Annotated in this window: 19 protein-coding genes and 1 pseudogene; 12 read left to right on the top strand and 8 right to left on the bottom strand. The window is 70.2% G+C overall.

Annotation, left to right across the window (positions count from 1 at the left end; genetic code table 11):
• The first annotated feature begins 120 nt into the window (after positions 1–120).
• The 4 genes from PBV52_RS46335 to PBV52_RS46350 all read left to right on the top strand — a co-directional run bounded on the left by PBV52_RS46335 (position 121) and on the right by PBV52_RS46350 (position 6921).
• A complete protein-coding gene (locus PBV52_RS46335; protein WP_274247681.1) occupies positions 121–2967 on the top strand; it encodes a SpoIIE family protein phosphatase in 2847 nt (948 codons plus the stop codon).
• A gap of 104 nt (positions 2968–3071) precedes the next feature.
• The gene (locus tag PBV52_RS46340; protein ID WP_274247683.1) at positions 3072–4619 is read left to right on the top strand and encodes a sugar ABC transporter ATP-binding protein; all 1548 of its coding nucleotides are present in this window, start codon (positions 3072–3074) and stop codon (positions 4617–4619) included.
• The gene (locus PBV52_RS46345) at positions 4616–5683 is read left to right on the top strand and encodes an ABC transporter permease (RefSeq protein ID WP_274247685.1); all 1068 of its coding nucleotides are present in this window, start codon (positions 4616–4618) and stop codon (positions 5681–5683) included. The genes PBV52_RS46340 and PBV52_RS46345 overlap by 4 nt, the downstream gene beginning before the upstream one ends.
• 68 nt (positions 5684–5751) lie before the next feature.
• A complete protein-coding gene (locus PBV52_RS46350) occupies positions 5752–6921 on the top strand; it encodes a substrate-binding domain-containing protein (RefSeq protein WP_274247686.1) in 1170 nt (389 codons plus the stop codon).
• Between the two features lie 264 nt (positions 6922–7185).
• On the opposite strand, the gene PBV52_RS46355 is transcribed toward PBV52_RS46350, so the two are convergent.
• The 6 genes and pseudogenes from PBV52_RS46355 to PBV52_RS46380 form a co-directional block, all read right to left on the bottom strand.
• Positions 7186–8052 (bottom strand): GNAT family N-acetyltransferase, encoded by an 867-nt coding sequence (locus PBV52_RS46355; RefSeq protein ID WP_274247688.1) that lies wholly within the window; start codon positions 8050–8052, stop codon positions 7186–7188.
• Positions 8053–8109: 57 nt separating this feature from the next.
• A complete protein-coding gene (locus PBV52_RS46360; protein ID WP_373921982.1) occupies positions 8110–8268 on the bottom strand; it encodes a hypothetical protein in 159 nt (52 codons plus the stop codon).
• Between the two features lie 87 nt (positions 8269–8355).
• Positions 8356–8583, bottom strand: a complete 228-nt coding sequence (locus PBV52_RS46365; protein WP_274247690.1) for a helix-turn-helix domain-containing protein — start codon at positions 8581–8583, stop codon at positions 8356–8358.
• Between the two features lie 418 nt (positions 8584–9001).
• Complete coding sequence (locus PBV52_RS46370; RefSeq protein ID WP_274247693.1) at positions 9002–9664, bottom strand: pyridoxamine 5'-phosphate oxidase family protein; 663 nt, start codon at positions 9662–9664, stop codon at positions 9002–9004.
• A gap of 341 nt (positions 9665–10005) precedes the next feature.
• Positions 10006–10306, bottom strand: a pseudogene (locus PBV52_RS46375) (transposase); the annotation flags it as partial.
• Positions 10307–10389: 83 nt separating this feature from the next.
• Positions 10390–11049: a carboxylesterase family protein gene (locus tag PBV52_RS46380; RefSeq protein ID WP_274247695.1), complete on the bottom strand. Its 660-nt coding sequence runs from the start codon at positions 11047–11049 to the stop codon at positions 10390–10392.
• 27 nt (positions 11050–11076) lie between these two features.
• On the opposite strand from PBV52_RS46380, the gene PBV52_RS46385 reads away from it, so the two are divergent.
• From PBV52_RS46385 to PBV52_RS46410, 6 genes are all read left to right on the top strand, one after another.
• A complete protein-coding gene (locus tag PBV52_RS46385; RefSeq protein WP_373921983.1) occupies positions 11077–11343 on the top strand; it encodes a PEP-utilizing enzyme in 267 nt (88 codons plus the stop codon).
• A gap of 57 nt (positions 11344–11400) precedes the next feature.
• A complete protein-coding gene (locus PBV52_RS46390; RefSeq protein ID WP_274247699.1) occupies positions 11401–11925 on the top strand; it encodes a hypothetical protein in 525 nt (174 codons plus the stop codon).
• 120 nt (positions 11926–12045) lie between these two features.
• Positions 12046–12759 (top strand): alpha/beta fold hydrolase, encoded by a 714-nt coding sequence (locus tag PBV52_RS46395; RefSeq protein ID WP_274249973.1) that lies wholly within the window; start codon positions 12046–12048, stop codon positions 12757–12759.
• Between the two features lie 149 nt (positions 12760–12908).
• Positions 12909–13298, top strand: coding sequence for a hypothetical protein (locus PBV52_RS46400; RefSeq protein WP_373921984.1), 390 nt, complete (start codon positions 12909–12911; stop codon positions 13296–13298).
• Between the two features lie 276 nt (positions 13299–13574).
• Positions 13575–14147, top strand: coding sequence for a PadR family transcriptional regulator (locus PBV52_RS46405; RefSeq protein ID WP_274247701.1), 573 nt, complete (start codon positions 13575–13577; stop codon positions 14145–14147).
• 96 nt (positions 14148–14243) lie between these two features.
• Positions 14244–15968: an acyl-CoA dehydrogenase family protein gene (locus PBV52_RS46410; RefSeq protein WP_274247703.1), complete on the top strand. Its 1725-nt coding sequence runs from the start codon at positions 14244–14246 to the stop codon at positions 15966–15968.
• Between the two features lie 99 nt (positions 15969–16067).
• Here the strand turns inward: PBV52_RS46410 and PBV52_RS46415 are convergent, their stop codons facing one another.
• The gene (locus PBV52_RS46415; RefSeq protein WP_274247705.1) at positions 16068–20150 is read right to left on the bottom strand and encodes a hypothetical protein; all 4083 of its coding nucleotides are present in this window, start codon (positions 20148–20150) and stop codon (positions 16068–16070) included.
• A gap of 878 nt (positions 20151–21028) precedes the next feature.
• Entirely contained in the window at positions 21029–23782 is a 2754-nt protein-coding gene (locus tag PBV52_RS46420) for a SpoIIE family protein phosphatase/ATP-binding protein (RefSeq protein WP_274247707.1), read from the bottom strand.
• Positions 23783–24051: 269 nt separating this feature from the next.
• Between PBV52_RS46420 and PBV52_RS46425 the strand changes: the two genes are divergently transcribed.
• Positions 24052–25104 (top strand): PP2C family protein-serine/threonine phosphatase, encoded by a 1053-nt coding sequence (locus PBV52_RS46425; protein ID WP_274247709.1) that lies wholly within the window; start codon positions 24052–24054, stop codon positions 25102–25104.
• Between the two features lie 464 nt (positions 25105–25568).
• Positions 25569–26048 (top strand): flavin reductase family protein, encoded by a 480-nt coding sequence (locus PBV52_RS46430; RefSeq protein WP_274247711.1) that lies wholly within the window; start codon positions 25569–25571, stop codon positions 26046–26048.
• Positions 26049–26089: the final 41 nt, after the last annotated feature.

A 26089-nucleotide genomic window follows, 5' to 3' on the forward strand; every position in this document is an offset into this window, starting at 1 on the left:
TTGCGAATCGTGCCTCTCGCCCTTTATCTCCCGTATTCTCGTCAATGCAAGATATTTCCGAAGAGCGGGTTATTGAAGGCGTGAGTGAGGCGCAGCGTGGTTCTGCCCGGCGAGGAACCGATGCCGACGGGGCCTGCGACAGGCGGCACAGGGCCCGCTCGTTCCCGTGAGCGGTTTCTGCAGGGTGAGCCGGTCGAGACCGGCGTACGAGCGTCGATCTTGAATTCATGGCAGCGCTGCGGGGCACTGGGGCTCTCGCCGGACCAGGACGACCTTCCCTTCCGGGATGATTTCGATCCGGATGGCCGGATCGTGCGCGCGGCCGTGCCCGTGCTCGACCGGCTGCAGTTTCGGTTCGCCGGCAGCGCGATGAACATTTCCGTTGCCGACGCGAGCGGGACGGTTCTCCTGCGCCGTTTCGGAGAGGCGTCCCTGGCCAGAGCTCTCCCGGCGATCCAGCGCGTCCCGGGATTCGTGTTCGCCGAGGGGGTCGCCGGTACCAACGGCATCGGTCTCGCCCTCGCGGAGCGTCGACTCATCCGGGTCTACGGCGCCGAGCACTTCGCGGAGCGTTCGCAGGGAAGCGCCTGCCGCGCACTCCCCGTCCGGGACCCGCTCAGCGGCCGTATCGAGGGTGTCCTGTGCTTCGGATATCCGCGCAGCGCCGAGGACCCGGCGCTGGCCACGGTGATACGCAAGGCGGCGAAGGCCATCGAGCGGCGGCTGCTCGGGCAGAGTTCCGCGCGAGGGCGCGCTCTGCTGCGGGCGTACCTGGACGCGGGAGCCAGAACCGCGGCCGGTCTCCAGCGCGGTATCGGGGTGGACGAACTGGCCCTCGAACTGCGCCCCCGAGACCGGTCCGTCCTCCTGGGGAAGGCCACCGAGCTGATCTCCCGAGGGGATCGAGCCGCCGTCGACGTGCATCTGTCCGACGGCCGGCGGGTCACGCTCGTGAGCCGTCCGGTGACGAGCGCCTCCGGGGTGGCAGGCATCGCCATCGAGGCCGTCCTCCCCGGCCTCGCACCGGGCAAGCCCCTTGCCGTCCCGCACCAGGCCGACGAGCCGCTGAGCCTGCCCGCTGAGCTTGCCGGCGTCCCTGACGTCCCGTTGTCCGGGGCTGTTCATGCTGCCCCGGCGCCCGAGCATCATCGCTCCGTCATCGCATCGTCCGGGCACCTGCCCGTTGCCGAACCCGGCCAGGGCGGCACGACCGCCGACGCCGGCGGCGCGACGGATCATCGCGCCGACTCCGCGTCCCCGGCGCGAGGGCTCGTGCTGGTGGGGGAGCCGCACGTGGGGACGTACGCCCTGGCCGCGCGACGTCGCCTGGAGCTGCTCTCCGAGGTCAGCACCCGCATAGGTACCACCCTCGACGTACGCCGCACCGCCGAGGAACTCGCCGAGACGGCGGTCCCGCGACTGGCCGACTTCGTCACCATCGACCTGCCCGAGGCCGTACTGCGCGGTGAGGAGTCCGCCGATGCCAGCAGTGACCTGCGCCGTACGGTGGTCCACGGCATTCGCGACGACCTTCCCTTCAGGCCGGTCGGCAAGCGGGTCGACTACGGCCCGACGACGCCCCAGCTGCGGTGTCTGACCAGCGGGCAGGCAGTGCTGGAACCGGACCTGAAGGCCGCCGCGGGCTGGCTCGCGCAGGACCCCGAGCACACCGAGCAACTGCTCAGCCACGTCCACTCCCTCATCGCGGTGCCCCTGGTCGCCCGCGGCGTCGTGCTGGGCATCGCCGGCTTCTACCGAGGGCAGGACCCCGCACCCTTCGGTGACGACGACCGCAAGCTGGCCCAGGAACTGGCCACCCGAGCCGCCCTGTCCATCGACAATGCCCGGCGCTACACGCGCGAACGCACCATGGTCCTGGCCCTGCAGCACAGCCTGCTCCCGCACGGTCTGCCCGATCAGGACGCCGTCGAGGTCGCGCATCGCTACCTGCCCGCCGAATCCGACGTCGGCGGAGACTGGTACGACGTCGTTCCCCTCTCGGGGGCCCGGGTCGGCCTCTTCGTCGGCGACGTCGTCGGACACGGCATGCTCTCCGCGGCCACCATGGGCCGACTGCGCACCGCCGCACGCAGCTTCGCCGAACTCGACTTCCCTCCGGACGACGTCCTCACCCACCTCGACAACCTCGTGGGACGCCTGGACCGGGAGGACCCCGTCTCCGACGGCGGCGGCATCATCGGCGCCACCTGCCTGTACGCGATCTACGACCCGACCTCGCAGCAGTGCACCATGGCCCGAGCAGGCCATCCGCCGCCCGCGGTGGTCCATCCCGACGGCACGGTGTCCTTCCCCGACCTGCCCGCCGGACCTCCTCTCGGTCTCGGCGGCCTGCCCTTCGAGGCCACCGAGATCCACCTCCCCGAGGGCAGCCAGGTCGTGCTCTACACGGACGGACTCATAGAGGACCGGCAACGCGACGTCGACGTGGTCCTCGACCAGCTGCGAGGAGTCCTGGCCCACTCGGAGCGCACGCCCGAGGAGACCTGCCAGGCCGTCCTGGACACCGTGGCGCCCGCTCATCCCTGCGACGACATCGCCCTGCTCGTCGCCCGTACCCACGCCCTGGACCCCGACCGGATCGCCACCTGGGACCTGCCCGCCGACCCGGCCCTGGTCTGCGAAGTCCGCGCCGCCGCCGTTCGGCAGCTGGCCGACTGGGGCCTCGACGAGGCCGCGTTCGCCGCGGAACTCATGCTCAGTGAGCTGGTCACCAACGCCATCCGCCACGGTGCCGGGCCCATCCGGGTACGGCTGCTCCACAACCGCACCCTGATCTGCGAGGTCTCCGACGCCAGCAACACCGCCCCGCACCTGCGCCGAGCGGCCGGCACCGACGAGGGTGGTCGTGGCCTGTTCCTCGTCGCGCAGCTGTCACGGAGCTGGGGTACGCGCTACCTCCCGCAGGGCAAGGTCATCTGGGCCGAGTGCGGGCTCGCCGGTGTTTGACGGCAATGCCTCACATGTAATGCCTGAAATGTCATGATCTGATCCGTTGGTGTTCCTCATGAAAGTCGGGAAGAACGTGCCAGGCCGACCCCGGGGAGATGTCCGTGTACGACGCTCCCGACACCTCTGATCAGGCGATCCCGCCCCTTGGAGCGGAACCTCTGGTCCGCATCCGCGGGCTCCGCAAAAGGTTCGGGGGGACCCTCGCGCTGGCCGGGGTCGACGTCGACGTCCACGCCGGCAGCGTCCTCGCCCTCCTGGGCCCCAACGGCGCCGGAAAGTCCACGCTCATCAAGGTGCTCTCCGGCGTCCACCACGCCGACTCGGGGCAGATCACGGTGGACGGGCACCCACTCGGAAGTCATGCCGCATCGCGCAGCATGTCCTTCATCCACCAGGACCTCGGTCTCGTGGAGTGGATGACGGTCGCCGAGAACATCGCCCTGAACACCGGGTATGCGCGCCGCGCCGGACTGATCTCCTGGCGGCGGACCCGCGAGGAGGGCACCGACGCCCTGCGGATCGTCGCCGCACATCTCGACCCCGACGCACCGATCGCCCACCTCGCCCCCACCGAACGCTCCCTGGTCGCCATCGCCCGAGCTCTGGCGTCACGGGCGAAGCTCATCGTCCTCGACGAACCGACCGCCCGCCTCCCGGCCGCGGACTGCGCCCGGCTCTTCCGCGTCCTGCACGCCCTGCGCGACCGGGGGCACGGCATCCTCTACGTCAGCCACCGCCTGGACGAGGTGTACGAGGTGGCCGACACCTTCGCGGTTCTGCGCGACGGGCACCTCGTCAGCCACGGCCCGCTCGCGGACCACAGCCCCGCCCGCCTGGTGCACGACATCGTCGGCGAGGAACTGACACACCGCCACCTCGCCCGCATCCCCGCCGACGGCCCCGCCGTCCTGACGCTCGACGGCGTACGGACCGCCGGCGCGGGACCGGTCAGTGTGGAACTCAGGGCCGGAGAAATCCTGGGCCTGGTCGGCCTCTCGGGCGCCGGGCACATGGACCTGGGACGGGCCCTCGCCGGCGCCCGGCCCATCCTCGACGGGACGGTGCTCCTCGGCGGCCGACCGTACCGCCCTCGTACGGTCGCGGACGCCGTGGGCCTGGGTGTCGGACTGGTGCCCGGGGACCGACAGCAGGAGGGCTGCCTCGCCGAGCTGACCGTACGGGAGAACCTCCTGGCCAACCCCCGCGCGGGCAGTCTGCCGGCACCGCGGTGGATCAGCCCCCGCCGCGAACGCGCCGAGGCCACCACCCTCATCGAACGGTTCTCGGTCCGGCCCCGCGACAGCGAGGCCCCCATCGCCACCCTGTCCGGTGGAAACCAGCAGAAGGTGATGATCAGCCGCTGGCTCCGAGTGGGCCTGCGCCTGCTGATCCTCGAGGAGCCGACCGCGAGTGTGGACGTGGGAGCCAAGGCCGCGGTCTACCGGCTGCTCGACGAGGCGCTGGCCGCCGGCCTCGCGATCCTGCTCATCTCCACCGACTTCGAGGAGGTCGTCGGCGCGTGCCGGCGCGCTCTGGTCTTCGTCGGCGGGTCCGTGACGTCAGAGCTGAGCGGCCCGGGCCTCACTGTCGCCGGGCTCACCCGGTCGGCTTCGGCCATGCCATCCTCCGGAACCGCGACGCATCCATGACCCCCTCGCTGCGCGGCCCGGGCGGGCACCTCATCGGCGCTTACGGCCTACTGGCCCTCACCGGCCTGCTCTTCCTGATCTTCTCCCTCACCCTGCCGCGTACGTTTCCCACGCTGGACACCGTCGACTCGATCCTGTCCAACCAGTCGATCCCGGCCATCCTCGCGCTCGCCGCCATGGTCCCCATCGTCACCGGCGCATTCGATCTCTCGATCGGCTACGGCCTCGGCCTCGCACACGTCATGGTGATGCAGCTCATCGTCAACCTCGGGTGGCCCTGGCCGCTCGCCTGCCTCGCGGTGATCGTCGGAGGGGCGGTCGTCGGCGTCCTCAACGGTGTCATCGTCGTGTTCGGCCGGATCGACTCCTTCATCGCCACGCTCGGGACCGGCAGCATGCTGTACGCCGCAACCGGCTGGGTCACCGACGGCGGCCGGATCGTCCCCGGACCGCAGGGCCTCCCGGCAGCCTTCACCGACCTCTACGACTCCACCTTCCTGAACCTGCCGGTCCCCGCCTTCTACGTGCTCATGCTCGCGGCCGCCCTCTGGTTGGTGCTGGAACGGCTGCCGTTCGGCCGGTACCTGTACGTCATCGGGTCGAACCCGCGCGCCGCCGACCTGGTCGGCATCCCGACCCGCAGGTACACCGTCTACGCGTTCACCGCGTCGGGACTGATCGTCGGCTTCGATGGTGTGCTGCTCGCGGCCCAGCAGCAGATCGGCAATCCCAGCGTCGGCCTCGACTACCTGCTGCCCGCCTTCGTCGGCGCCCTGCTCGGCGCCACCGCGATCAAACCCGGCCGGCCCAACGCCCTGGGCACCGTCGTCGCCGTCGCCGTCCTGGCCGTCGGCCTCACCGGCATCGGCCAAATGGGCGCCGACTTCTGGACGGTCCCGCTGTTCCACGGCGGCACCCTGCTCCTCGCCGTCGGACTGGCCGGCTACGCCGCCCGCCGCCGACTGCGTACCGGCGCCGTATCCGCCCGCGACGCGCCCGCCGAGCCGCCGGAGCCACCGTCCTCCCCGACGCAGGACGACGGCCCTACGGGCACCGCTCCATGACCCACCCCACGGGCACCACCTCCGTGCCCGGTCGCATCCCCCCGCCCATGACTCCGTGAGGAGCTCTCGTGCACCGCAACGCCAACCGCAAGGCCACCACCGGCGCCCACCGGGTACGGCTCGCCGCCTGCGCCCTGCTGGCGGCGGCAACCGTCCTTGCCGGCTGCGAACGCGGCTCGGAGAGCGGGCCGGACGAGTCCACCGCGGGCCCGAGCGGCTGCCCCGCAGTCCACGCCCGGGCCCAGGCCGCCGTCAGCCGGGCGGAGCAGATGGATGTCTCCTGGAACGGCCCGACCACCGGCCCCGCGGCGGAGCCCGGCAAGACCATCGTCTACGTCGCCCAGACCATGACCAACCCCGGAGTCGCCGGCGCCGCGAAAGGGGTGCGGGAAGCGGCGCGGGTCATCGGCTGGAACGTCCGGGTGATCGACGGCGGGGGCACCCCGGCCGGCATCCAGGCGGCCATGAGCCAGGCCGTGGCAGTCAGGCCCTCGGGCATCGTCATCGGCGGCTTCGACCCCAACTCGACCTTGCAGCAGGTCTCGAGGGCCAACGCGGCAGGCATCCGGCTCATCGGCTGGCACGCCGTCGCCGCTCCCGGCCCCAGCCGGCGGCCCGAGCTCTTCACCAACGTCACCACCCGGGTCGAGGACGTCGCCGCCATCAGCGCGCAATGGATCATCGCCGACTCGGGCGGCCGTGCTGGCGCCGTGCTCATCACCGACGCCTCGATCCCCTTCGCCAAGAACAAGTCCGACCTGATCAGGAAGGAGCTCGCCACCTGCTCGGGCGTGAAGCTGCTGGCCTACGAGAACATCCCGATCCCGGACGCGAGCAGCCGCACCCCTCGGGTGATCGCCTCTCTCCTCTCCCGCTTCCAGAACAGGTGGACCCACTCCGTCGCCATCAACGACCTGTACTTCGCCGACGCGGCCCCCGCATTCCGCGCGGCCGGCGAGAAGGGCTCCGGCCCACCGTTCAACATCGGCGCCGGCGACGGCGACCCCTCCGCCTTCCAGCGCATCAACAGCAGGCAGTACCAGGCCGCCACCGTGCCCGAGCCGCTGTCCCAGCAGGGCTGGCAGATCGTCGACGAGTTCAACCGCGCCTTCGCCGGCCGGCCCGCCAGCGGATACGTGGCCCCCGTCCACATCACCACGGCCGACAACAGCGAGGGGGCCACGACCTGGGATCCATCGGGCTACCGGGAGGCGTACCGGAAGATCTGGGGCAAGTGACGGCGGCGTCGCGGACGGCCTGTGCGCGGCGCCACAAGGCGTTGCAGGGCACTTACAGGGGCTACTGACTTCGGCGCTTCGGGGTGGTCGGCTGGTTTGTACGGCCGAGTGACGGTCATTTGCGCAGTACGTCGTTGGTATGCGCTACGCGCTACGCGCTACGCGGATGGCGGATGGAACCGCCCTCGTATGCCGGCTCCCTCGGAGTTGGAGCAGTGGATGTCCGATCGAGCGGCATGGTGAGAAGGTCCGCAGACCCCGACGTCAGACCTTCCGGATCCGGTCGGCGATCTCCGGCCTCGCCGCGAACCCGGCCGCCTTGTACGTGGCGACGCCGCCGACGTTGGAGCTCGGCGTGCACACGCGCACGCTTGACGAGCCCATCTCCCGCAGTGCGGCCGCCCCGGCGACGGTGATCGCCCGGCCATAGCCGCGGCCGCGGTGGTCCGTGTGGACGCCCATCGGCTCGACCAGTCCCGGCTTCCCCGGGCCGGCCGACCAGACCGTCACCACCGCCGCGGGGTGGCCCTGGTCGTCGTAAGCACCCAGGCAGCGGGCGTCGGCGTAGAACGGTGCCGCGGACATCTTGTGCCGGTACTCGCGCGTGGGCTTCGTGGGGTTGAACGCGGACCGCAGGACGTCGGCGAAGTCCTGTGCCTGCTCCAGGCCGATCTCCTTGATCCGCACGCCGGGGTCCTCCACCGCTTCGGCGAGGTCGCGGAAGAGCGGCGTCCACGGCTCGTCGACGCCCCAGCCCTCCTTGGTCAACAGGTCGTGGAGCAGCAGGCCCTGCGGCGCCTCGATGGACACCGCTCCTTCCGGCAGCACGCCGCGCTCGGGCAGCGAGAAGTCCTCGACGAGCCGCCGCGCCAAGTCCTCGTCATGGAAAGCGTCGGAAGCGACCGTCATCCGCACGAGCGTCGGCGAATCCAGCATCCCGACGGCGAGGATCCGTCCGTTCCGGCTCCAGGTCCGCACCGCCGCGGCCGTCTCGGCTGTTCCGAACCGGTAGTTCCAGCCGATGTCCCCGGGATGCAGCTGCATCGGCGTTTCGTCGTGCTGCCACTCCCGCAGCGCCGCAATGGCCTCGCGCACTCCGTCGGCCGTCGGCGTCCTCAGCACAATTTTCATAGCCGGGATCAGACACCCCGTCTCGGTGGCGTGCAACCGATTAACTGACCAGGCGCTTCAAGGTGATGGTGGCGGGAGGGCGATGGCGAGTCCGGTCCCGGCGAGGAAGCCGTCGAGGGCGTCGGGGCGGTACTGGAGGCGCTTGAGCCGGTTGCGCACGAGCGCGGCGAGTCGGTCGAGGGCAACGCCGGCGAGGTTCGCGAGGCTGTGTTTCACGTGGGCCCACAGGTACTCGACCGCGTTCAGCTCGGGCGCCAGGTACGTCCGGTCGGCGACCTGCGTGTGTGAACCCGATCCGGCGCATTACAGCTTGCAGCGCTGCCCGCCCGAGCCCCGGGAGGCCAACGCCTCGGCCCCGCCCTCCCGCCAAGCCTGCTGCCACTGGTAGGCCGACTTCGAGCTGACCCGCAACTGGCGGGAGACCTCTGGCGGGACGACCCCTTCGGCGAACAACCCGGCAGTCTCCAGCCGCACCGCCTCGCGGGGCCGACGGCCCTTCGCCGTCAGCCCGCCCCCATCCGCACAGCGCATACCAACGACGTACTGCGCACATGACCGTCAGTCGGCCGCACAAACCAGCCAACCACTTCGAAGCGCCGAAGTCAGTAACACACAAAGAAGCGGTGACCTGGGCTGCCTTCAAACAGTCCGAACCGACCGCACCCCGGGTTGGGCAGCCAGCACAAGGGCGGCATCGCCGCGGACGCACGAGTTGTCGTCAACTGCGGCTAGAAGTCAGCGGATTACGCTCGTACCGTGCGGTACCGGCCCGCCAGGACTGACCGTTCAGGACCGGACGGTCGCGGAGCGCTGCGGTCGAATCCGTCGGTTCGGCGCCACCGTTGGTGGACGTGACGGCTGCGGGGGGGAGCGGGCGTGGGGCCCGGCGGCGACGAGCACCTCGAAGACCTTGCGGCCCGCCCTGCGTGCGGACCGGCTCCGTCACGGGTCAACCCCTGCCCGGCAGCGGTCCGGTGTGAGTTCCCGCAGTCTGCTCGCCCTCGTGCGGTAGGGACTGGTGCTCGGCGCGGGCGACGAAGTAATCGGCATCCTTTGGCCGTTGGGCCCCCGGGCGTGGACGCGGCGCCGGCACGAGATGGGGGATGTGCTTGGAGCAGTGCACGTACGCCTCCTCCACCGTGATGTGCACCCAGAATTCGGGCCTGCGCCCTGGAGCGGTGTCCACAGGAAGGCTGGGGTAGGCCCGCCGCTGCTCCTCGTCCCCGTGGAGCCGAGCTGCGCCATTGACGTGTAGGCCGATGTGGTCATGGGCGAAGTCGACGAAGAGCAGGCCGATATGCGGGTTCTCGGTGATGTTTCCCGCACTGGCGAGGACCCCGTTCCCACGGTACTCGGGGTAGGTGAGGGTGCCGTCGTCCAGCACAGTGACGAAGCCCGGGGGACCGGCACGGAATGTGACGTCACAGGCTCCGTCGGCGTCCGATGTGGACAGGAACGCCATGGTCTGCCGCCCTATGAAATCCGCCATCTGGGGGGTCAGACGGTCCTGCACCTGGCGGTCGTAGAAGGTGGCGGCCTGGTCGGCCGTGCCAAGAAGGTGCTGCAGGCGGCGCTCGCCGACGGAGCCGGTGGACTCGTGGGTGTGGTTCACGGAACGCGCTGCCTTCCTGTGGCCTTCAGCTGGGCGTGGGGAGCGACGGCACTCTAACGCTGGTTGGAACACGGTGTCGTGGTCGGCACAGGTAAGCGGCTCACGATCCCTTCGCGGGCATGCGCAGAAACAGAGCGCGACGGACGACCGTGCGGACCGAACGCGAGGACGGGACGGCGAGTGCCACGAGCACACCGGCAGCGACAGGGACTGCCCCAGGTTGCTCACCGCCAGATCCCCTTGCCGGACAGCTTCGATGACCGACGGGCAGGACGAGGGTCCCGCACGGTCGACTACGGTCCGTGAGGACTGCTGCTTCGCTGGATCTCCATCGGAGTGAATCCCCTGGTCCCAGGGCGAGTTGGTGCTGCGGTGACGAGTGCCGCGAGGAGGAGGCCGAGGGTGTCGGTCACGATGCTGCGTTTGCGACCCACGATCTTCCTCCCCGCATCGGTGCCCTGGCTTGAGGCGGGGACGCTCGTGGCGGCCTTCAAGCTCTGCGCGTCGATCACGCACGCGGACGGTGTTCCGGTTCGGGAAGTCGTGCGGCAGGTAGCGCCACTGCACCCCGGTGCGGTCCACGTACAGGATCGCGTTCATGATCTCGCGCAGGTCGTGCTCGGGCGTCCTGGAATGAGACAGGCGCAAGCCAACCCCACTCCATCACCTCGCAAATCATAAGATACCGAGGTTTTACTGATGAAAACGACCTCTAAACGCCAAGCTCAGTCACGGTTCTCCCAGAACAGTCTTTCGTTCCTGTCAGGGTAGGTGACGATCCGGCACCTGGCGTCGAGCCACATCGTGGCACGGTCGGTCAGGGTGTAGGCGGGCCAGCTCGGCACGCCCGCCGCCGTGGGGCGGCCCGTGTGGGCGAAACCCGCCCCCAGCTCGCTCATGTGCCGTGCGGTCGCCAGCCGTTCCGGCGACTGGTCCTTGTTGAGGATGTAGTCGAGGTTCTTGTCGGTGTTGGCGAACTTGAGGTTGATGTCCGACGCGTGCGGTGAGCCGATGGGGAAATCGGTGCCGGGCACCAGGGTCGGGCTCGGGTAGGCGAGCTGGTACATGAACACGGGCGCGGCGTGCTGCGCCCGTTTGGCCTCCGCGATCTTGATCGCGTCGCGCCAGATGGGCGAGGTGGTGATCGCGAAGTAGAGCTGTGCCGGCGTCGCGCCGGGCTGCGATGCCTGGAAGGTGTTGATGATCTGGTCGAGTTCGGCGCCCTGATACGTGCTGCTCAGCCTGGAGCGCAGTCCGGCCTCGTCGATGCGGAAGATGGGACCGAAGAGACTGAAGAACACCGTCTCGTCGCGGCAGGTGCCGCATATCAGCGGCTTGCCGGCCGAGAAGGGCGCGGCGCCATCGGCACGGCCTGGGACGGCCACGGCCAACGCCCCGACCATCCCGTGCTCGTGGTCCGTTCCCTCGACCCCGCCCTGGCCTCGCTGTTGCCCGGTCTGGCCGGGCTCGTCGCGGAGACCGGCAGCGCCCTGTCCCACCTCGCCGTACTGGCCCGCGAATGCCGGGTGCCCACCGCGGTGGGCGTGCCCGGAGCGGTCGACCGCTTCCCCGACGGGACTTCGCTGACCCTGGACGGCGGGACAGGAGAAGTGACCGTGGGCGACACCCTCGGCGCGGCACCGGAACTCGCTTCGATACGTGAGGAGTCGGCGGCATGAAGGCCATCAGACTGGTCGGCTGGTCGGCTACGCCTTCGGCGGCACTGGCTTGCCGGCGTGGACCGCACGGAGCTGAACGGCACTCAGCGCACCTTCGTCTTCGTCCCCGTGCTCATGGTGGCCGGCGCGGCCCTGTCCGGGATCGCCCTGGTCATCCAGAAGGTGGCCGGAGCCACCGCCCGGCCGGGCGCGGAACGCCGGTTGGCCGGACGCCTGGCCGCCCCGCCGCTCACCGCGACCGACCCCTCGGAGAGCCACCCGGCCGTACCGCCGGCCCGCACCGGCCGGAAGGCACTCGCCGTCGCGGTAGCCGTAGGCGGCCTGCTCCTGGTGCCCCTGCTGTGGTCGGCACTGGCGGACGCGACCCAGACCCGGCCCGAACCGGCCCCCGACGCGGCGAGCACCACCATGGTCTTCCGCGTCGAGACGTACGGCGACCAGAGCCCCCAGGCAGTCCAGCTCGCCGCGCAGGACTTACACCGCTGTCCTCCGCCCCGCCCTGCCGTCGCACGACGTGATGCGCCTGCGCGGCTGCCTGCAGGACGCCAACACCAACCGCACCAGCGCGGTCGTCCTGGGTGAAGGACAGGCTGAACACCGGAGCTGAATGTCTGTCACGAGCACGTTACGAGAAGCCCGCGGACTTACGGCGTGGTCGGCAATGGAAAGATCAGGGCGGACCTCGCAGCGTATCCTCCGGCCATGGTTGATCTGTGCTCGGTCGACGTGGGAGGGGTCCGGCTGGTTTATGAGGTGTCGGGTCCGCCGGATGCTGTGCCCCTGGTCCTGTTGCACGCGCTGGGCGAGGATGCCACCGACTGGGAGGCAGTGGTGCCTGTCCTCGCCCGCAGCAGACGGGTGTACGCCCTCGATCTTCGCGGTCACGGCCGAAGCGACTGGCCGGGGGAGTACTCGCTCGAACTCATGCAAGCCGATGTGCTCGGGTGCCTGGACGTGCTGGGGCTTGGCACAGTGGACCTGATCGGGCACTCCATGGGCGGGATCGTGGCCTACCTGCTTGCGGAGGACCATCCGCAGCGGGTGAGGAGGCTCGTCCTGGAAGACGTTCCACTACCGCGTCCCAGGGAGCAGACCACCCCGACCAGGCCTGCCGGCGACCTGACCTTCGACTGGGAGATGGTACTGGCCGTTAGGCGGCAGATCGACGCGCCCGACCCCAGGTGGCTGGAGCGGCTCAGCGACATCACTGCCGAGACCCTCGTGGTGGCTGGCGGCCCACGCAGCCATGTGCCCCAGGACGGCATCGCCGAACTGGCCCGTCGCATCCCTGGCGGGCGGGTGGTCACCATCCCGGTCGGACACCTGATCCACCACACGGCGCCGGAGGCGTTCACGGAAGTGGTTTCGGCGTTCCTGCTGACAGAGGAGGAGGCCCGCCCTGCCCGCCGGCCCTGAGTGCGCAGTCACAGGCCGTGACGTGGAGACGGCCGCACGGGTTCTGCGAGCGTGACCAAGAAGTGGGTTCGTGCGGCCTTGTCCCCTCCTGCCTTCACGGGCCTTTCCCGTGCACATCTCGCCGGTTTGATCGAGGAGTTGACCCTCGCGTGGCAGGCGAGGCGGGAGTCCGCGCTGTGGGATCGGCGCGGTGGGGACCGCCGCCGTGGCGCCGGGGCCGGGCGCAAGCACGAGCTGGTGGCCGTTCCACCGTCACCGAGGCCATCAGGGAGATCCGCCCCCTGCTCGCCGACCGTGGTTTCGCCGTCCCCGACCGGCCGGGGCTTCGGCTTCGGACCCTTGCCGACGTCTTCGCCTGCGCGGCTGCGGAAGGCGTGACGCTGCGGATCGACGGCACCGAGACCCAGGCCCGCCGTCCCAAGGCCCACCGACCCGGCCGCTGCGTGTTCGCCTCCGGCAAGAAGAAGCAGAGCAGAACACCTGCAAGACCACCACGATCAGCGACGGCCAGGGCCCGGCTCCGCGCGGCCCTGCAGTGACTCCGCGACTCCACGAACGGTGAGAAGCGCCGGCCCCGCCGCTTGAGCGGCGTTCATGTTCTCGGGAGTGTGAGCCCGCCTGCGTACTACGTCAGGCCGGCCAGGTTGCGTCTGTCCGATCGTGATCAAACCTGAGACTTGTCCGAGCGATCTCTGTGGGGCCCGCATCGACCGCACAGTCGCCGGGACGGCCGAATGGCCGTCCCGGGGTGAGCCGCGTCGCATCGGAGCGGGCGAGGCTTGCTATGCAACGAGTTGCATAGAAGGATCGGCGTCATGGCGCTCGAACACGCGATTTTGGTGTCGCTTTTGGAGAAGCCGGGATCCGGATATGAGCTGGCCCGGCGTTTCGAGCGGTCCATCGGCTACTTCTGGACCGCGACTCACCAACAGATCTATCGCGTGCTCAAGCGCATGGAGAGCGACGGTTGGATCGACGTCAGGGATGTCCCGCAGCAGGGCCGGCCGGACAAGAAGGAGTACAGCGTCGCCGACCTCGGCCGGGCCGCGCTGTCTTCCTGGCTGCATGATCCGATCGAGCCGGAGAGCGTCCGCCACGACTTGGCCGTGAAGATCCGGGGCGCCGCCTTCGACGACCCGGCCGCCCTGATCCGCGAGGTGGAGCGGCACCGGCAGGCGCACCGGGACCGGCTGGCGCACTATCTCGCCGGAGAGGCACGGGACTTCACCGGGCCCGAGGCAAGTGCAGCCGGTTCACAGGCGCCGCTCGACGCGGAGCGGGAGCTCCAGCACGTCGTACTGCGCGGCGGCATCGCGTACGAGCGGATGATGATCGACTGGCTGGACGACGTGCTTGCCACGCTGGCCCGGTTCGGTCCGGGCCGCTGAGCGCCGCCGCCCTCTCCGCCGGTCCCCCGATCGGGCCGGTCCAGCCGTCGGGCCTCCCGATTCCCACCCCTCCACCAGCCGAAAGGCATCCTCACCATGGCTGACCAACTGCTGTTCAACCCGCGCACCTACGACCCCGCACACTTCGACCCCGAAACGCGTCGCTTGCTGCGTGCCACCGTCGACTGGTTCGAGGAGCGCGGGAAGGGGCGGCTGATCGAGGACTACCGGACCCGTGCGTGGCTTGGCGACTTCCTCGCCTTCGCAGCGAAGGAGAACCTGTTCGCCACCTTCCTGACCCCGTCGTCCGCCGCAGGGGAAGGTGAACCGGACAAGCGGTGGGACACCGCCCGGATCGCCGCGCTCAACGAGATCCTGGGCTTCTACGGTCTGGACTACTGGTACGCCTGGCAGGTCACGATCCTCGGCCTCGGTCCGGTCTGGCAGAGCGACAACGCCGCCGCCCGCTCCCGCGCCGCTGAACTCCTCAGCCAGGGAGAGGTGTTCGCGTTCGGCCTGTCCGAGAAGGCCCACGGCGCCGACATCTACTCCACCGACATGCTGCTCGAGCCCGACGGCAACGGTGGCTTCCGGGCCACCGGCTCCAAGTACTACATCGGCAACGGCAACGCCGCAGGACTCGTCTCCGTCTTCGGCCGCCGTACCGACGTCGAGGGCCCCGACGGCTACGTGTTCTTCGCCGCCGACAGCCGTCACCCGGCCTACCACCTGGTCAAGAACGTCGTCGACTCGTCCAAGTTCGTCAGCGAGTTCCGCCTGGAGGACTACCCCGTAGCAGCCGAGGACGTCCTGCACACCGGCCGCGCGGCCTTCGACGCCGCGCTCAATACCGTCAACGTCGGCAAGTTCAACCTGTGCACCGCCTCGATCGGCATCTGCGAGCACGCGATGTACGAGGCCGTCACCCACGCCCACAACCGCATCCTCTACGGCCGCCCCGTCACCGCCTTCCCGCATGTGCGGCGCGAGTTGACCGACGCGTACGTCAGGCTCGTCGGCATGAAGTACTTCAGCGACCGCGCTGTCGACTACTTCCGCTCCGCCGGCCCCGACGACCGTCGCTACCTGCTCTTCAACCCGATGACGAAGATGAAGGTGACCACGGAGGGCGAGAAGGTCATCGACCTGATGTGGGACGTCATCGCGGCCAAGGGCTTCGAGAAGGACAACTACTTCGGCCAGGCGGCCGTGGAGATCCGCGGGCTGCCGAAGCTGGAGGGTACGGTCCACGTCAACCTGGCGCTGATCCTGAAGTTCATGCGCGGCCATCTCCTCGACCCGATCGAGTACCCCGCCGTCCCGACCCGCCTCGACGCGGCCGACGACGACTTCCTGTTCCGGCAGGGACCGGCCCGCGGCCTCGGCTCGGTGCGCTTCCACGACTGGCGGCCCGCCTTCGACGCGTACACGCACCTGCCCAACGTGACCCGCTTGCGTGAACAGGCCGACGCGCTCTGCGCGTTCGTCGCCACGGCCGCCCCCGACGCGGAGCAGAGCCGCGACCTCGACCTCCTCCTCGCGGTCGGTCAGCTCTTCGCCCTCGTCGTGCACGGGCAGCTCGTCCTGGAGCAGGCCGCCCTGACCGGACTCGACGAGGACGTGCTCGACGAACTCTTCGCCGTCCTCGTGCGGGACTTCTCCGCGCACGCCCTCGAACTGCACGGCAAGGACTCGGCGACCGAACAGCAGCAGGAGTGGGCGCTGGGTTCGATCCGGCGGCCGGTCGTCGACGAGGCACGCACACAGCGGGTCTGGCAGCGGGTCGAGGCACTGTCCGGCACGTACGAGATGGCCCCGTAAGCGCGCCTGCGCATCACCGGTGGCCGGGCCGCGTGGGCCCGGCCACCGTCAGTCAGGGGTCGGCTCCGTGTCCAGTCCCGCCGACTGTGCGGCGAACCCCTACGCGGGGTGTGACCCGGTGATCACCACGCCTTCCCAAGCCCGCGTGAACAGCATGGGCAGCGGGGCGGAGGGCACCGCAGCCAGGTGTGACGTCGACCGGTGCTCCCTGGCCAGCGGCAGCAGACCGAGCTTCGACGCCTCGATCGGGAGGCGAGGCGGCTTCCGCTCCTGCCAGGCCCCCGGAAGGAAGAGGGAGCGGCCCGCTCGCGGCCGGACGGCCCGCAGCACCCGGCCCGACGCGCCCAGCTCGGCCTCCGCTTCTTTGAAGCGGCCGGCCTTCCACCCGGTCCAGGCCTTGACGTTGCGGTCTGATGGGTCCGGCAGTGCCAGCAGCATCAGGTAGAGCGACGCGGCGTCCTGGCCCAGCCCGAAGGCCTTGGCGCACTCCTCGACGAGATGCGGCACGGACCGCGAGGGGTCCTGCTCCCAGCCGAGGGGCCGCTCGCCGTCGGTGACCAGGTGCTCCCCGAGCGCGGCGAAGTCGTCGCTCAGCAGCAGCCGCAGATCCGCGAGGGCGGGCAATCCGGAGGGGCTGGGCAGCCACTGAGAGGGCAGTACGGAGTCGAGGTAGGCGTCCAGGGCGTCCAGCAGCGGATCACCGGGTCCCTTGAGCGCGGCAGGGTCCACACGCAGATGACGCATGTCGTGCGCCGCGTCGGCCACCTCCGTGACCGCCGGATGAGCGGTGAGCGCCTCGGTGGAAGGGGGCGGCCCCATCAGGTAGTTGCTCTGCAGTGAGAAGAGGGTGAGCGGGCCGGGGACCGAGGCCCGCTCCTCGCACAGCCGGGATATCGCCGCGCCGACCGTGGGACGCAGTGGATCGCCGGCCGGGGTGCGGTAGGCGAGCCAGGCGGCGATCCTCGGCAGGGCCAGCAGCTCCGGTTCGCCCACCAGGCCCGCCCGGTGGGGAGCCAGGCAGTGCGCCCCGGTGGCAAGGCGGCCGAGGAGGGCGGGCAGCCGCAAGTGGGGCCACCAAGGCCGGTCGCCCCGGCGCCGCTGCCGGGCGAGGGCCGCTTCACCCTGGGGCGGGAGCGTCTCCTTGGTGGCGAGCGGCAGGAGCGCGGCGGGTACGGGCAGGGGGCCGCCCAGCTCCTCCAGCCACCACTCGGCGGCCCGGTCCACGTCGGGGCCTTTGGTCCACAGCTGCTCGGGGTCGTCGGGAAGGAGTTTGTCGTAGAGAGTCCTGAGGAACCGGGAGCCGAGCGCGGAGGTCAGTGCGGCAACCGCCTGTTCCGCCTCGCTCCGCCGGATCTTCCAGGGCTCGACGTCGGTGGCGTAGTGGCCGGAGAGGTAGTCGTCCTCCTCGTCCAACTGGTAGGGCGCGCAGGGAACATGCGCGATCAGCAGCACGGCAGCCTCCGCCGGGGACAGGCCCAGCCGCTCGGCGAAGGCTCCGGCGAGCTCCGGGCGGGCCGGTGCCGGGCCGTGCTTGCGGTACAGCTCGGCGAAGCGCGCGAACCAGCCGCCGGGACGCGCCGGCTTCAGCACATGGGCACGGGTGAGCTGCACGCCCGCGGAAGCCAGTGGGCCGTCCTCGGGGAAGGTGCCGTCGGGGGAGTACTCCCACAGCGTCCGCCGGGGGTCTCTGCCTCGACTGGCCAGTACGAAGGCGACGGACGTGGCCGTGCGGAAGGCCGTCCCGGGGAGCGGAGCGTTGACGTCGGTACGGTCCTCGGGAACCTCGCAGTGGACGATCCGCCAGCGGCCCGGCTCGCCGGTGACGAAGGGGTGAGCGGCGTACATCATCAGCGACCGGGCCGCTGAGCCGTCGGCCCTGGAGGAGACGGCGCACAGGGCGAGCGCCGCGGCGCACGCGTGGGTGCGGCGGAACCGGCCGTCGCGGGGCATGCGGTCGAACGTGGTGGTGGCCTGCGCCAGATCGCCTCCCCAGACGGCGGTGCCGTCCTTCGCGAGCCTCATCATCTGACGGCTCACCTGGTCCTCTGGCTCTTCCGGACTCGCGTCGTCGGTCAGTGCCACATCACCCTCGCCGGGGGTGAGGCGGCGGACCAGCCGCTCCAGCCCCGCACGGCAGTTGACGGCCATGACCAGGGAGCGAGCGGCCTGGCTGTGCATCGGCTCGCCCAGTTGCGGCAGCGCTTCCAGGATCGGCCCGCGATTGGGTCCCCGGACACCCTCACGCTCGACGTAGTAGGGCTGGAGCCTCCCCAGCAACTCCTCCACCTGCGCGCGCGAGACGGTGTCGGGCAACTCCTCCAGAAGCAGCGGCACCACGTCCACCGCCGCGAACTCCGCAGCCGCGTCCACGTCCTTCAGGAGCAGGTCCACCGCCACGCCCACGTGTACGAGACGGCCGAGCAGCAGGACCAGCTCCTCGAAGTCGAGCCCCGCGCGCAGCTTCGCCCGCTCGCGGCCGAACCAGGCGCGGATCTCCTCGTGCCCGATCGGGTTGTCGAACAGCTGAGGGATCCGCTCCCAGCCCTTGGTGTCGTGCGGCTGGTACCAGGCGTTGGTCGCCAGGTCCTTGGTGGTCATCTCCAGGTCGGCGCGCACCCGTGCGCGCAGCTCGCGGGCGAAGCGTTCGTCCGCCTGCAGGTGCTCCAGCTTCGGCCGATGGCTGAGCTGGATGTCGTACAGCTGCGACGGGCCGAGGAGCTCGGGTGGGTCGGCGACCGGCGCTGCGTGCTCCAGAAGCAGGTCGATCAGGTCGAGAGGCGTCTTACCGTTGGTGCGTTGGCCGATTCGCCGATAGCGGAACTCCACGGGCACACCGTCGGCCGCCAGCTTCGGCGCGATCCTCTCGGCGATCTCGTATATGACGGGCCGGGCGCCTTTCGTGCCGCTGTTCGCCACGATGCACGCGGACAGCCAGGCGGCAGCCTCGCCGACGGGCAGCCCCGGGACCTCACCGGTGAGCAGCGCCAGCGCACCGGTGCGCTCCAGCAGCTCCCGCCACAGCCTGGAGCTGTCGTCGAATGGCGGAGGACGCAGGCTCAGCACCTGGCGTACGGCCTCGGGGGAGTGTGTGCCCAGCAGGTCCACGGCCGGGCCCTTGAAGCAGTCGGCCCAGAACTTGTCGTGGTACAGCGAGACACCGCCGACCGCGAACATCTCCCCCAGCAGCGTGGCCAGTTCCCCCTCGGGTTCGAGACCTGCGGCCTTGGCGAGCTTGCGCACATCGACGGCCAGCTGTGGGTACAGCTCGGACGACGCCTGGAGGCGGCGGATCACCACCCTGCGGAAGCGCGAGAGGTCCGCCTCGGTCGCCACTCCCTTGACAGCCAGCTCGCGAGCCCAGGCCCGCAGGGCCGTGGCGGAGAGGGCCTTGCCCTCGGCATACGTGAGGTACCGGCCCAGCAGCCACTCCTTGTCGACCTTGCGCGCCTGTACCCGCTCGGCGGTTCGGGCGCGCCCGAACCAAGCGGCGGCTGCCTGCTGCTCGCCCTGCCGCAGGGCAAGATCGGCCATCTCGTCGAGGAGCGTGATCAGCAGCCCGGGAGCCGACTCCTCCAGACCCTGGAGGGCACCGTCGACGTCGGTCTTGTAGACGAAACTCCACTGGTTCGTGCGTTCCTGCAGGAGCAGGAGCCTCTCGGTCGCCGGCTCCTCAAGGCCGGGGTGGGCGGCGATGACCCGCTCGGGGAAAGGGAGCGCTCCGTCGGAGGGGTCCGGGATGCCGGTGGAGAAGCAGCCGTCCGGCTCCCAGTGCTGCCCGCGCATCAGGCGGTCGCGGTACGGGATGAGCTGTTCGGGAAGCAGCTGGGTCAGCGTGCGGCCGTCGAACCCGGCATACGTACGGGCCCACAGGCCGCCGTCCCCCAGCTCGTCGGTGAGGTCGACGGACTCGGCCTCCAGAGCTTGCCGCCACAGCGGATCAGCATCGGCCAGGGCACGCGGCACGCTCACCCCGGCCGTCGCCCACTCACCCGCCTGCAGACGGCACGCCTCACGGTGCTTGCGCAGCTGCGTCCGTGCCTCCAGCAGGGCGACGAGCCCCAGAGCACCCGCGATCGCGTCGGGAAACTTCTTGAGCCTGCGCCCCTGAGGATTGCGGTAGACGACCTCCAGATCATCCGTCAGTTCCGCGGTGTACCCGCCCTTTTCCACACGCCTGCCCATACGTCGGCCTTCCCCCGTGGTGCTGGTCGATGACGACACGCTACGCCGTGCCACCGCTGGGCCCGCCTCGGCCGGCACTCCACGCTGCGGCGGCCGTCGCCCGCGCGCGTCTACGACCCGACGCTGGCCGGTCGGCGAAGAACGGCGGTGAGTCATCTTCGGCGTGCCGCACGGAATGTGGAGGAGAGCCGCGTCAGCTCCGATCCTGCCCAGCAGCGGTGGGCGGCCGGTGTGGCCGGGTCCTGCCCCCCACCGGCGGCGACAGCCGATCTGCCCGCGCCATGCGCCCAGTTGACGGATGGACTGGTGCCGGCGGATTTCCACGGCTCCGGTGATCGCATCCAGCCTCCCCTCCCGTCGCCCCAGAATGAGTTGTGCTGACGTGCAGAAGTGGCTCGCCCTCGGGCTGGGCGCGGCCCGGATCGTCACACGCGTGGTGACGGCCTGGCCCGCTGCGGCACCCCTCGCCGTGGGCGCCGCGGAAGCGACGGAAGCGGCGGGAGTGGGTGGGGTCGCCGCGGACGTGGCGGGAATCGTGGGTAGGGCGGCTGGCGCAGCGCAGCCGGCGAGCGCGGTCCACTACGCCGATGGGCGTCGAAGGTTGCCAAACCCATCGAGCAGACACAGGCGCGCGCAGCCGGGTTCGTGGGGAACCGCTGATCCGGTGACGCGGGTCCGGTAAGCGTCGGGGGCGGAGGAGGGGGTCCGGCAACGTGGAAGCGGTGGCTGTGCCCCGTCTTGCTTCCCCATGGCAACCACAGCTCGATCGAGTGATCCGTTCGGAGGGGGCCCGTCGGTCGGGTGTGAGGGCGCGGGCACGGGCGCGGGCCTCGCCGCGCGGCATGGCGTCGACGCAATCCGGCTGAGCGACGCCGTCCTCACGTCGGGGTTTTCGGGTCGGCTGCCTCTTCGTCCGGGGGCGTGTCCCCGTCGGCCGGTGTCGGGGCGGGCTGCCGGAGGGCCTCCGGCAGGGCCTGTTCGGCCCAGATCACCTTGCCCTGCGGGGTGTACCGGGTGCCCCAGCGCTCAGCCATCTGCGACACCAGGAACAGGCCCCGGCCTCCCTCGTCCGTCGTCGCGGCGTACCGCAGATGCGGTGAGGTGCTGCTGCCGTCGGCCACCTCGCAGATCAGCGTACGGTCGCGGATCAGCCGCACGTGGATCGGCCCGGCGCCGTAGCGGATGGCGTTGGTGATGAGCTCGCTCAGGATGAGCTCCATGGTGAAGCCGAACTCTGACAGGCCCCATGCTTCGAGCCTTCGCGAGACAGCGTCGCGCATACCCGCGACGGCGGCCGGGTCCGGTGGTACGTCCCAGTCGGCGATCCGGTCGGGCGGTAGTTCCCGCGTGCGGGCGACGAGCAGGGCGACGTCGTCCTTGGGACGCTCGGGGAGCAGGCTGTCCAGCACGTCCTGGCAGGTCTCCTCGGGTGGCCGTCCGGGGTGGCCCGCCAGCGCATCGCGCAGCAGTTCCATGCCCACGTCCAGGTCGCGTCTGCGGTCCTCGATGAGGCCGTCGGTGTACAGGACGAGCTGGGCGCCCTCGGCGAGGCACAGTTCCGCGGTCTGGAACGGCATGCCGCCGAGGCCCAGGGGCGGACCGGCCGGCACGTCCGGGAAGGTGACGGTTCCGTCAGGCTGGACCAGCGCGGGCGCCAGATGCCCCGCACGCGCCATGACGTAGCGGCGCGTCACCGGGTCGTAGATCCCGTACAGGCACGTGGCGCCCACGACGCCCGCCGCACTCTCCACCGCCTCGTTCTGGTCGATGCTCCCGACCAGGTCGTCCAGATGGCTCAGCAGCTCGTCGGGTGGCAGATCGAGGGCGGAGAAGTTGTGCACCGCGGTCCGCAGCCGTCCCATCGTGGCGGCGGCGTGCAGGCCGTGGCCGACCACATCGCCGACGGCCAGCGCCACCCGGCTGCCCGGCAGGGGAATCACGTCGAACCAGTCTCCGCCCACGCCCGACTGGGCGGGGAGGTAGCGGTAGGCGATGTCGAGGGCGTTCTGCTCGGGCATGGCCTGCGGCAGCAGGCTGCGCTGGAGGGTGACTGCCAGGGTGTGCTCGCGGGTGTAGCGGCGGGCATTGTCGATGCTGATCGCGGCACGGGCCACCAGTTCCTCCGCCAGCGACAGGTCCTCCTCGTTGAAGCGCTCATGGTCTTGCTCGCGCCAGAAGTTGGCCATGCCCAGAACGACGCCACGGGCCTGGATGGGGGCGGTGATGAGGGAATGGATGCCGTAGTCAATGATCGCCTTGGCGCGTTCCGGGTCCTGCACGCGCCAGCCCGTGGCGGTCGGCAGATCGCTCACCAACTGGGAGCGGCCGCTGTCGTAGCCGCGCGCCTGGGGCGTGGAGGGGAGATAGTCGAAAAGCCGGCCCTGTTCGGAGAGCGGATTGTCGTCCCGGATGCCGCACACGGCCGCGCGTCGCATGTCCGTCGCCGTGGGGGCCGGCTCCTCGCCGTGCAGGACGGCGTCGGCCAGATCCACGGTGACGAAGTCCGCGAAGCGAGGAACGGGGACCCGCGCCAACTCGTCGGCGGTGCGCAGCACGTCCAGGGTGGTACCGATGCGCAGTCCGGCGTCGTACAGCAGCCCGAGCCGCTCCCGCGCCACCTCCGCCCTGCCGGTCACCGCCTGCAGCTCGGTGGAGTCGCGCAGCGTCACCACCGTTCCCTTGGGGCCTCCCTCGCGATCCGTGGGCCGCTGGTTGACGGCGAGCAGCCGCTCTCCCGCGAGGTGCACCTCGTCGGTGGCCTCGCGTCCGGAGGCGAGCAGCTCCTTCGTCTCGGGATCGAGGCCCGGAAGTTCCGAGACGAGCCGCCCCTCGACGTCCGGGGGCAGCTCCAGCAGTCGTCTGGCCTCGTCGTTCGCCAAGATCAGCCGCCCGTCGGCGGCCACGATCAGTACCCCTTCCCGAACGGAGTGGAGCACCGTGTCGTGGTGCTCGTACATCAGGGTCATCTCGTCCGGGGCCAGGCTGTGTGTCTGCCTTCGCAGCCGCCTGCCCACCAGTGCGGTCACACCGGTGGACAACGCGAGCGCTCCGGCCCCGGCGCCCAGGATGATCGGTAGTTGCCGGGTCAACTGACTCTCGACGTTCTTGACCTTCATCCCGGCCGAGACGAGGGCCACCACCTCGCTGTCGGCGTTCTCGATCGGGACCGTGGCCTGCACCTCGCGACCGAGGGGGCCGTTGACGCTCTCCACGTAGACCTTCCCCGCCAGCGACGGTCCGATCTCGCCCACGAACCGCTTTCCGATGCGGTCAGGCAATGGGTGCGTGTACCGGATGCCCTTGGTGTCCATGACCACGATGAAGTCGACGCCGGCGGCCCGGCGTGCCGCCTCGGTGAGCGGCTGGAGAATCTTGCTCGGATCCGGGGTCTGCAATGCCGCCAGGACGCCTGGTGAGTGCGCGAAGGTCTGCGCCACGGCCGTGGAGCGGCGCTTGGCCTCGGCGCTGGTGTCCCGTTCCGACTGCAGGATGAGGGCGAAGACGCCGCAGGCCACGAGCAGCACTACCAGAGCCACCTGGAAGACCAACACCTGCCCGGCTACGCTCCGCGTGCTCTTGCTGATCAGGCGCTTGACCGGTAGGTGTCGAAAACGGGCGAAACGATTCGCCATGCGACCTTTTTAACACCGGTGATCCCAAGTGGCCAGGGCCCGTCCGGCCTCTGTTTGGCCGACCGCGGGTGTCCGTGTGGCTGTGTGTGGTGTGGCCCCGGCTCCTCCGGATGTGGCAGACCGCCGCGGTCCCTCGCGCGCGGTGCATGATTTCTCCGCGCCAGATGTCCGCTTAGGTCGATATGATGCATTTTGTGATCATGCTTGGACGGCTATGGCGCCCTCGTCCTGCCTACGGTGGCCGATGGGAACTTGCCCGGCTGTCACCCGTGATCCTGACCGTCCTCATCGCCGGCCTGGCGTTCTCCACATCCAGGGAGATCGCCGTCAGCCGCCTTCTGCCCGCCGCACCCGCCCTGGCCGCCGCGATGTGGCCCGTGCTCCCCACGATCCTGTTGGGGGCGTTCTGCCTGCTGACCATGATCGTCCTCAGCTTCTTCTACACCGATCTGGGGACGCAGTACACGTCGGCCGCGATCGTCGCGGTCACCTTGGCGGCTGCATACGGGAGCCACGTCCGACTTCAGAGAGAGGAAATACTCTTCCACGTCCGGCTCGTCGCCGACGCGGCCCAGAAGGTGCTGCTGCGCCCGCTGCCGCACCGCATCGAGGACGTCGAGATCGAGTCGCTGTATCTGGCGGCCCAGGAGCAGGCTCGGATCGGCGGCGACTTCTATGAGGCGATGGGCACACCACACGGGGTCCGGCTGCTCATAGGCGACGTACGGGGCAAGGGCCTGTCCGCAGTGGGGGCGGCCTCGGCGGTGATCAGTTGCTTCAGGGAGGCCGCGTACGACGAGCCCGACCTGAAGGGCATCATCCACCGCCTGGAGACCACCATCACACGCCACAGCGCTGCGTTTCCCGTCCCGGACCAGCCCGAGCACTTCGCCACTGCGCTCCTCGCCGAGATCCCGCACGGCGGCGGCCACATACGACTTCTCAACTGCGGGCATCCCCCGCCGCTGATCACGCGTTGCGGGAAGGTCGAGGTCCTGGAGCCCGCCATCCCCTCCCCGCCCCTCAACCTCGCAGCGCTCATCGGTGACCGCTACTGGGTCGACGTCGTCGCCTTCGCCCCGGGTGACCAGGTGCTGCTCTACACGGACGGCGTATCGGAGACCCGGAATCGCGCCGGCCAGTTCTTCCCGCTGTCGGACTGGATGCAGCAGCAGGGCCCGGAGCACCCCCGCGAGCTGCTCGACCGGCTGCATCGGGATCTGCTCCAGCACAGCGGCGGCAGACTCGACGACGACGTCGCTGCCCTCGCGCTCAGGTGCTCCAGCGCGCAGGATCGGGGAGCCGTCGGCATAGAGGGCTGAGTCTTGGAGTCGGCATGCCGGACCGAGGCGGTCCGTGACTCCGGGATCTCGACTGCGTACCTCTGCCGGCGTCCTATCACGTGGGGTGGAGTGACCGAGGCCGAGGACCGTTCGTCGGCGCGGCGTACCCTCGCCCCACACTGCCTCGCTGCGCATGGGCCACGTCAGGTCGATCACTCCGCCGGTTCGCCCGGCACCGCGAACGTGACCTCGACGCCGTCGTCGCCGGCCTCTCCCTCCCGCGGAACTTCGGCGTCGTGGTGGCCCCCGTCACTCCCAGTTGTCACTGGGAGTGACCCCACCACCCAAGTTGGACGCCGTGAAAGGCAGAACGCACGTGACGCTCATCAGACCCTCGTTCTGATGGGGCGGGCGGCGGCTGAGCCGCTGTATGGCACGGGCCCGAGCTCCGTGGTGAGGTGATGCCGAGTGGTGGCGTCACGGGTGACGGGAGCGGCTTGGCCATGGACGAGTTCATCGGACGGCTGAACCCCGACATGTGTGTGGTCACGGCCGCGGTGGGCGGCGAACGGGCCGGCTGCCTGGTCGGGTTCGCCTCGCAGTGCTCCATCAGGCCGGTGCGGTTCGTGGTCTGGCTCTCGGAGGCCAACCACACCTTCCGGGTGGCACGGTCCGCGCAGGTCCTGGCCGTGCACCTGCTGGCCCGCGAACAGCGTTCCGTGGCCGAGTTGTTCGGCGGCCGCACCGGCGACCAGGAGGACAAGTTCCGGTACGTTCGCTGGCGCGAGGGGCACGGCGGGGCCGTCGTCCTCCAGGACGCGCCGGCGTGGTTCGTAGGCCGGATCGTCACGCGCGTCGGCGGCGGTGACCACATCGGCTTCGTCCTCAACCCGGTCGAGTGGGGCGAGCGTAAGGCGTACCAGGGGTTGCTGCTGCGCCTCGACGACGCCCGTACGATCTCGCCCGGCCACCCGGTGGACTGACCGAGCCACCGGGTGCGCAGGGCGACATAGGCGGAGGACCC

The sequence above is a fragment of the Streptomyces sp. T12 genome (assembly GCF_028736035.1).
Taxonomy (GTDB): Bacteria; Actinomycetota; Actinomycetes; order Streptomycetales; family Streptomycetaceae; genus Streptomyces.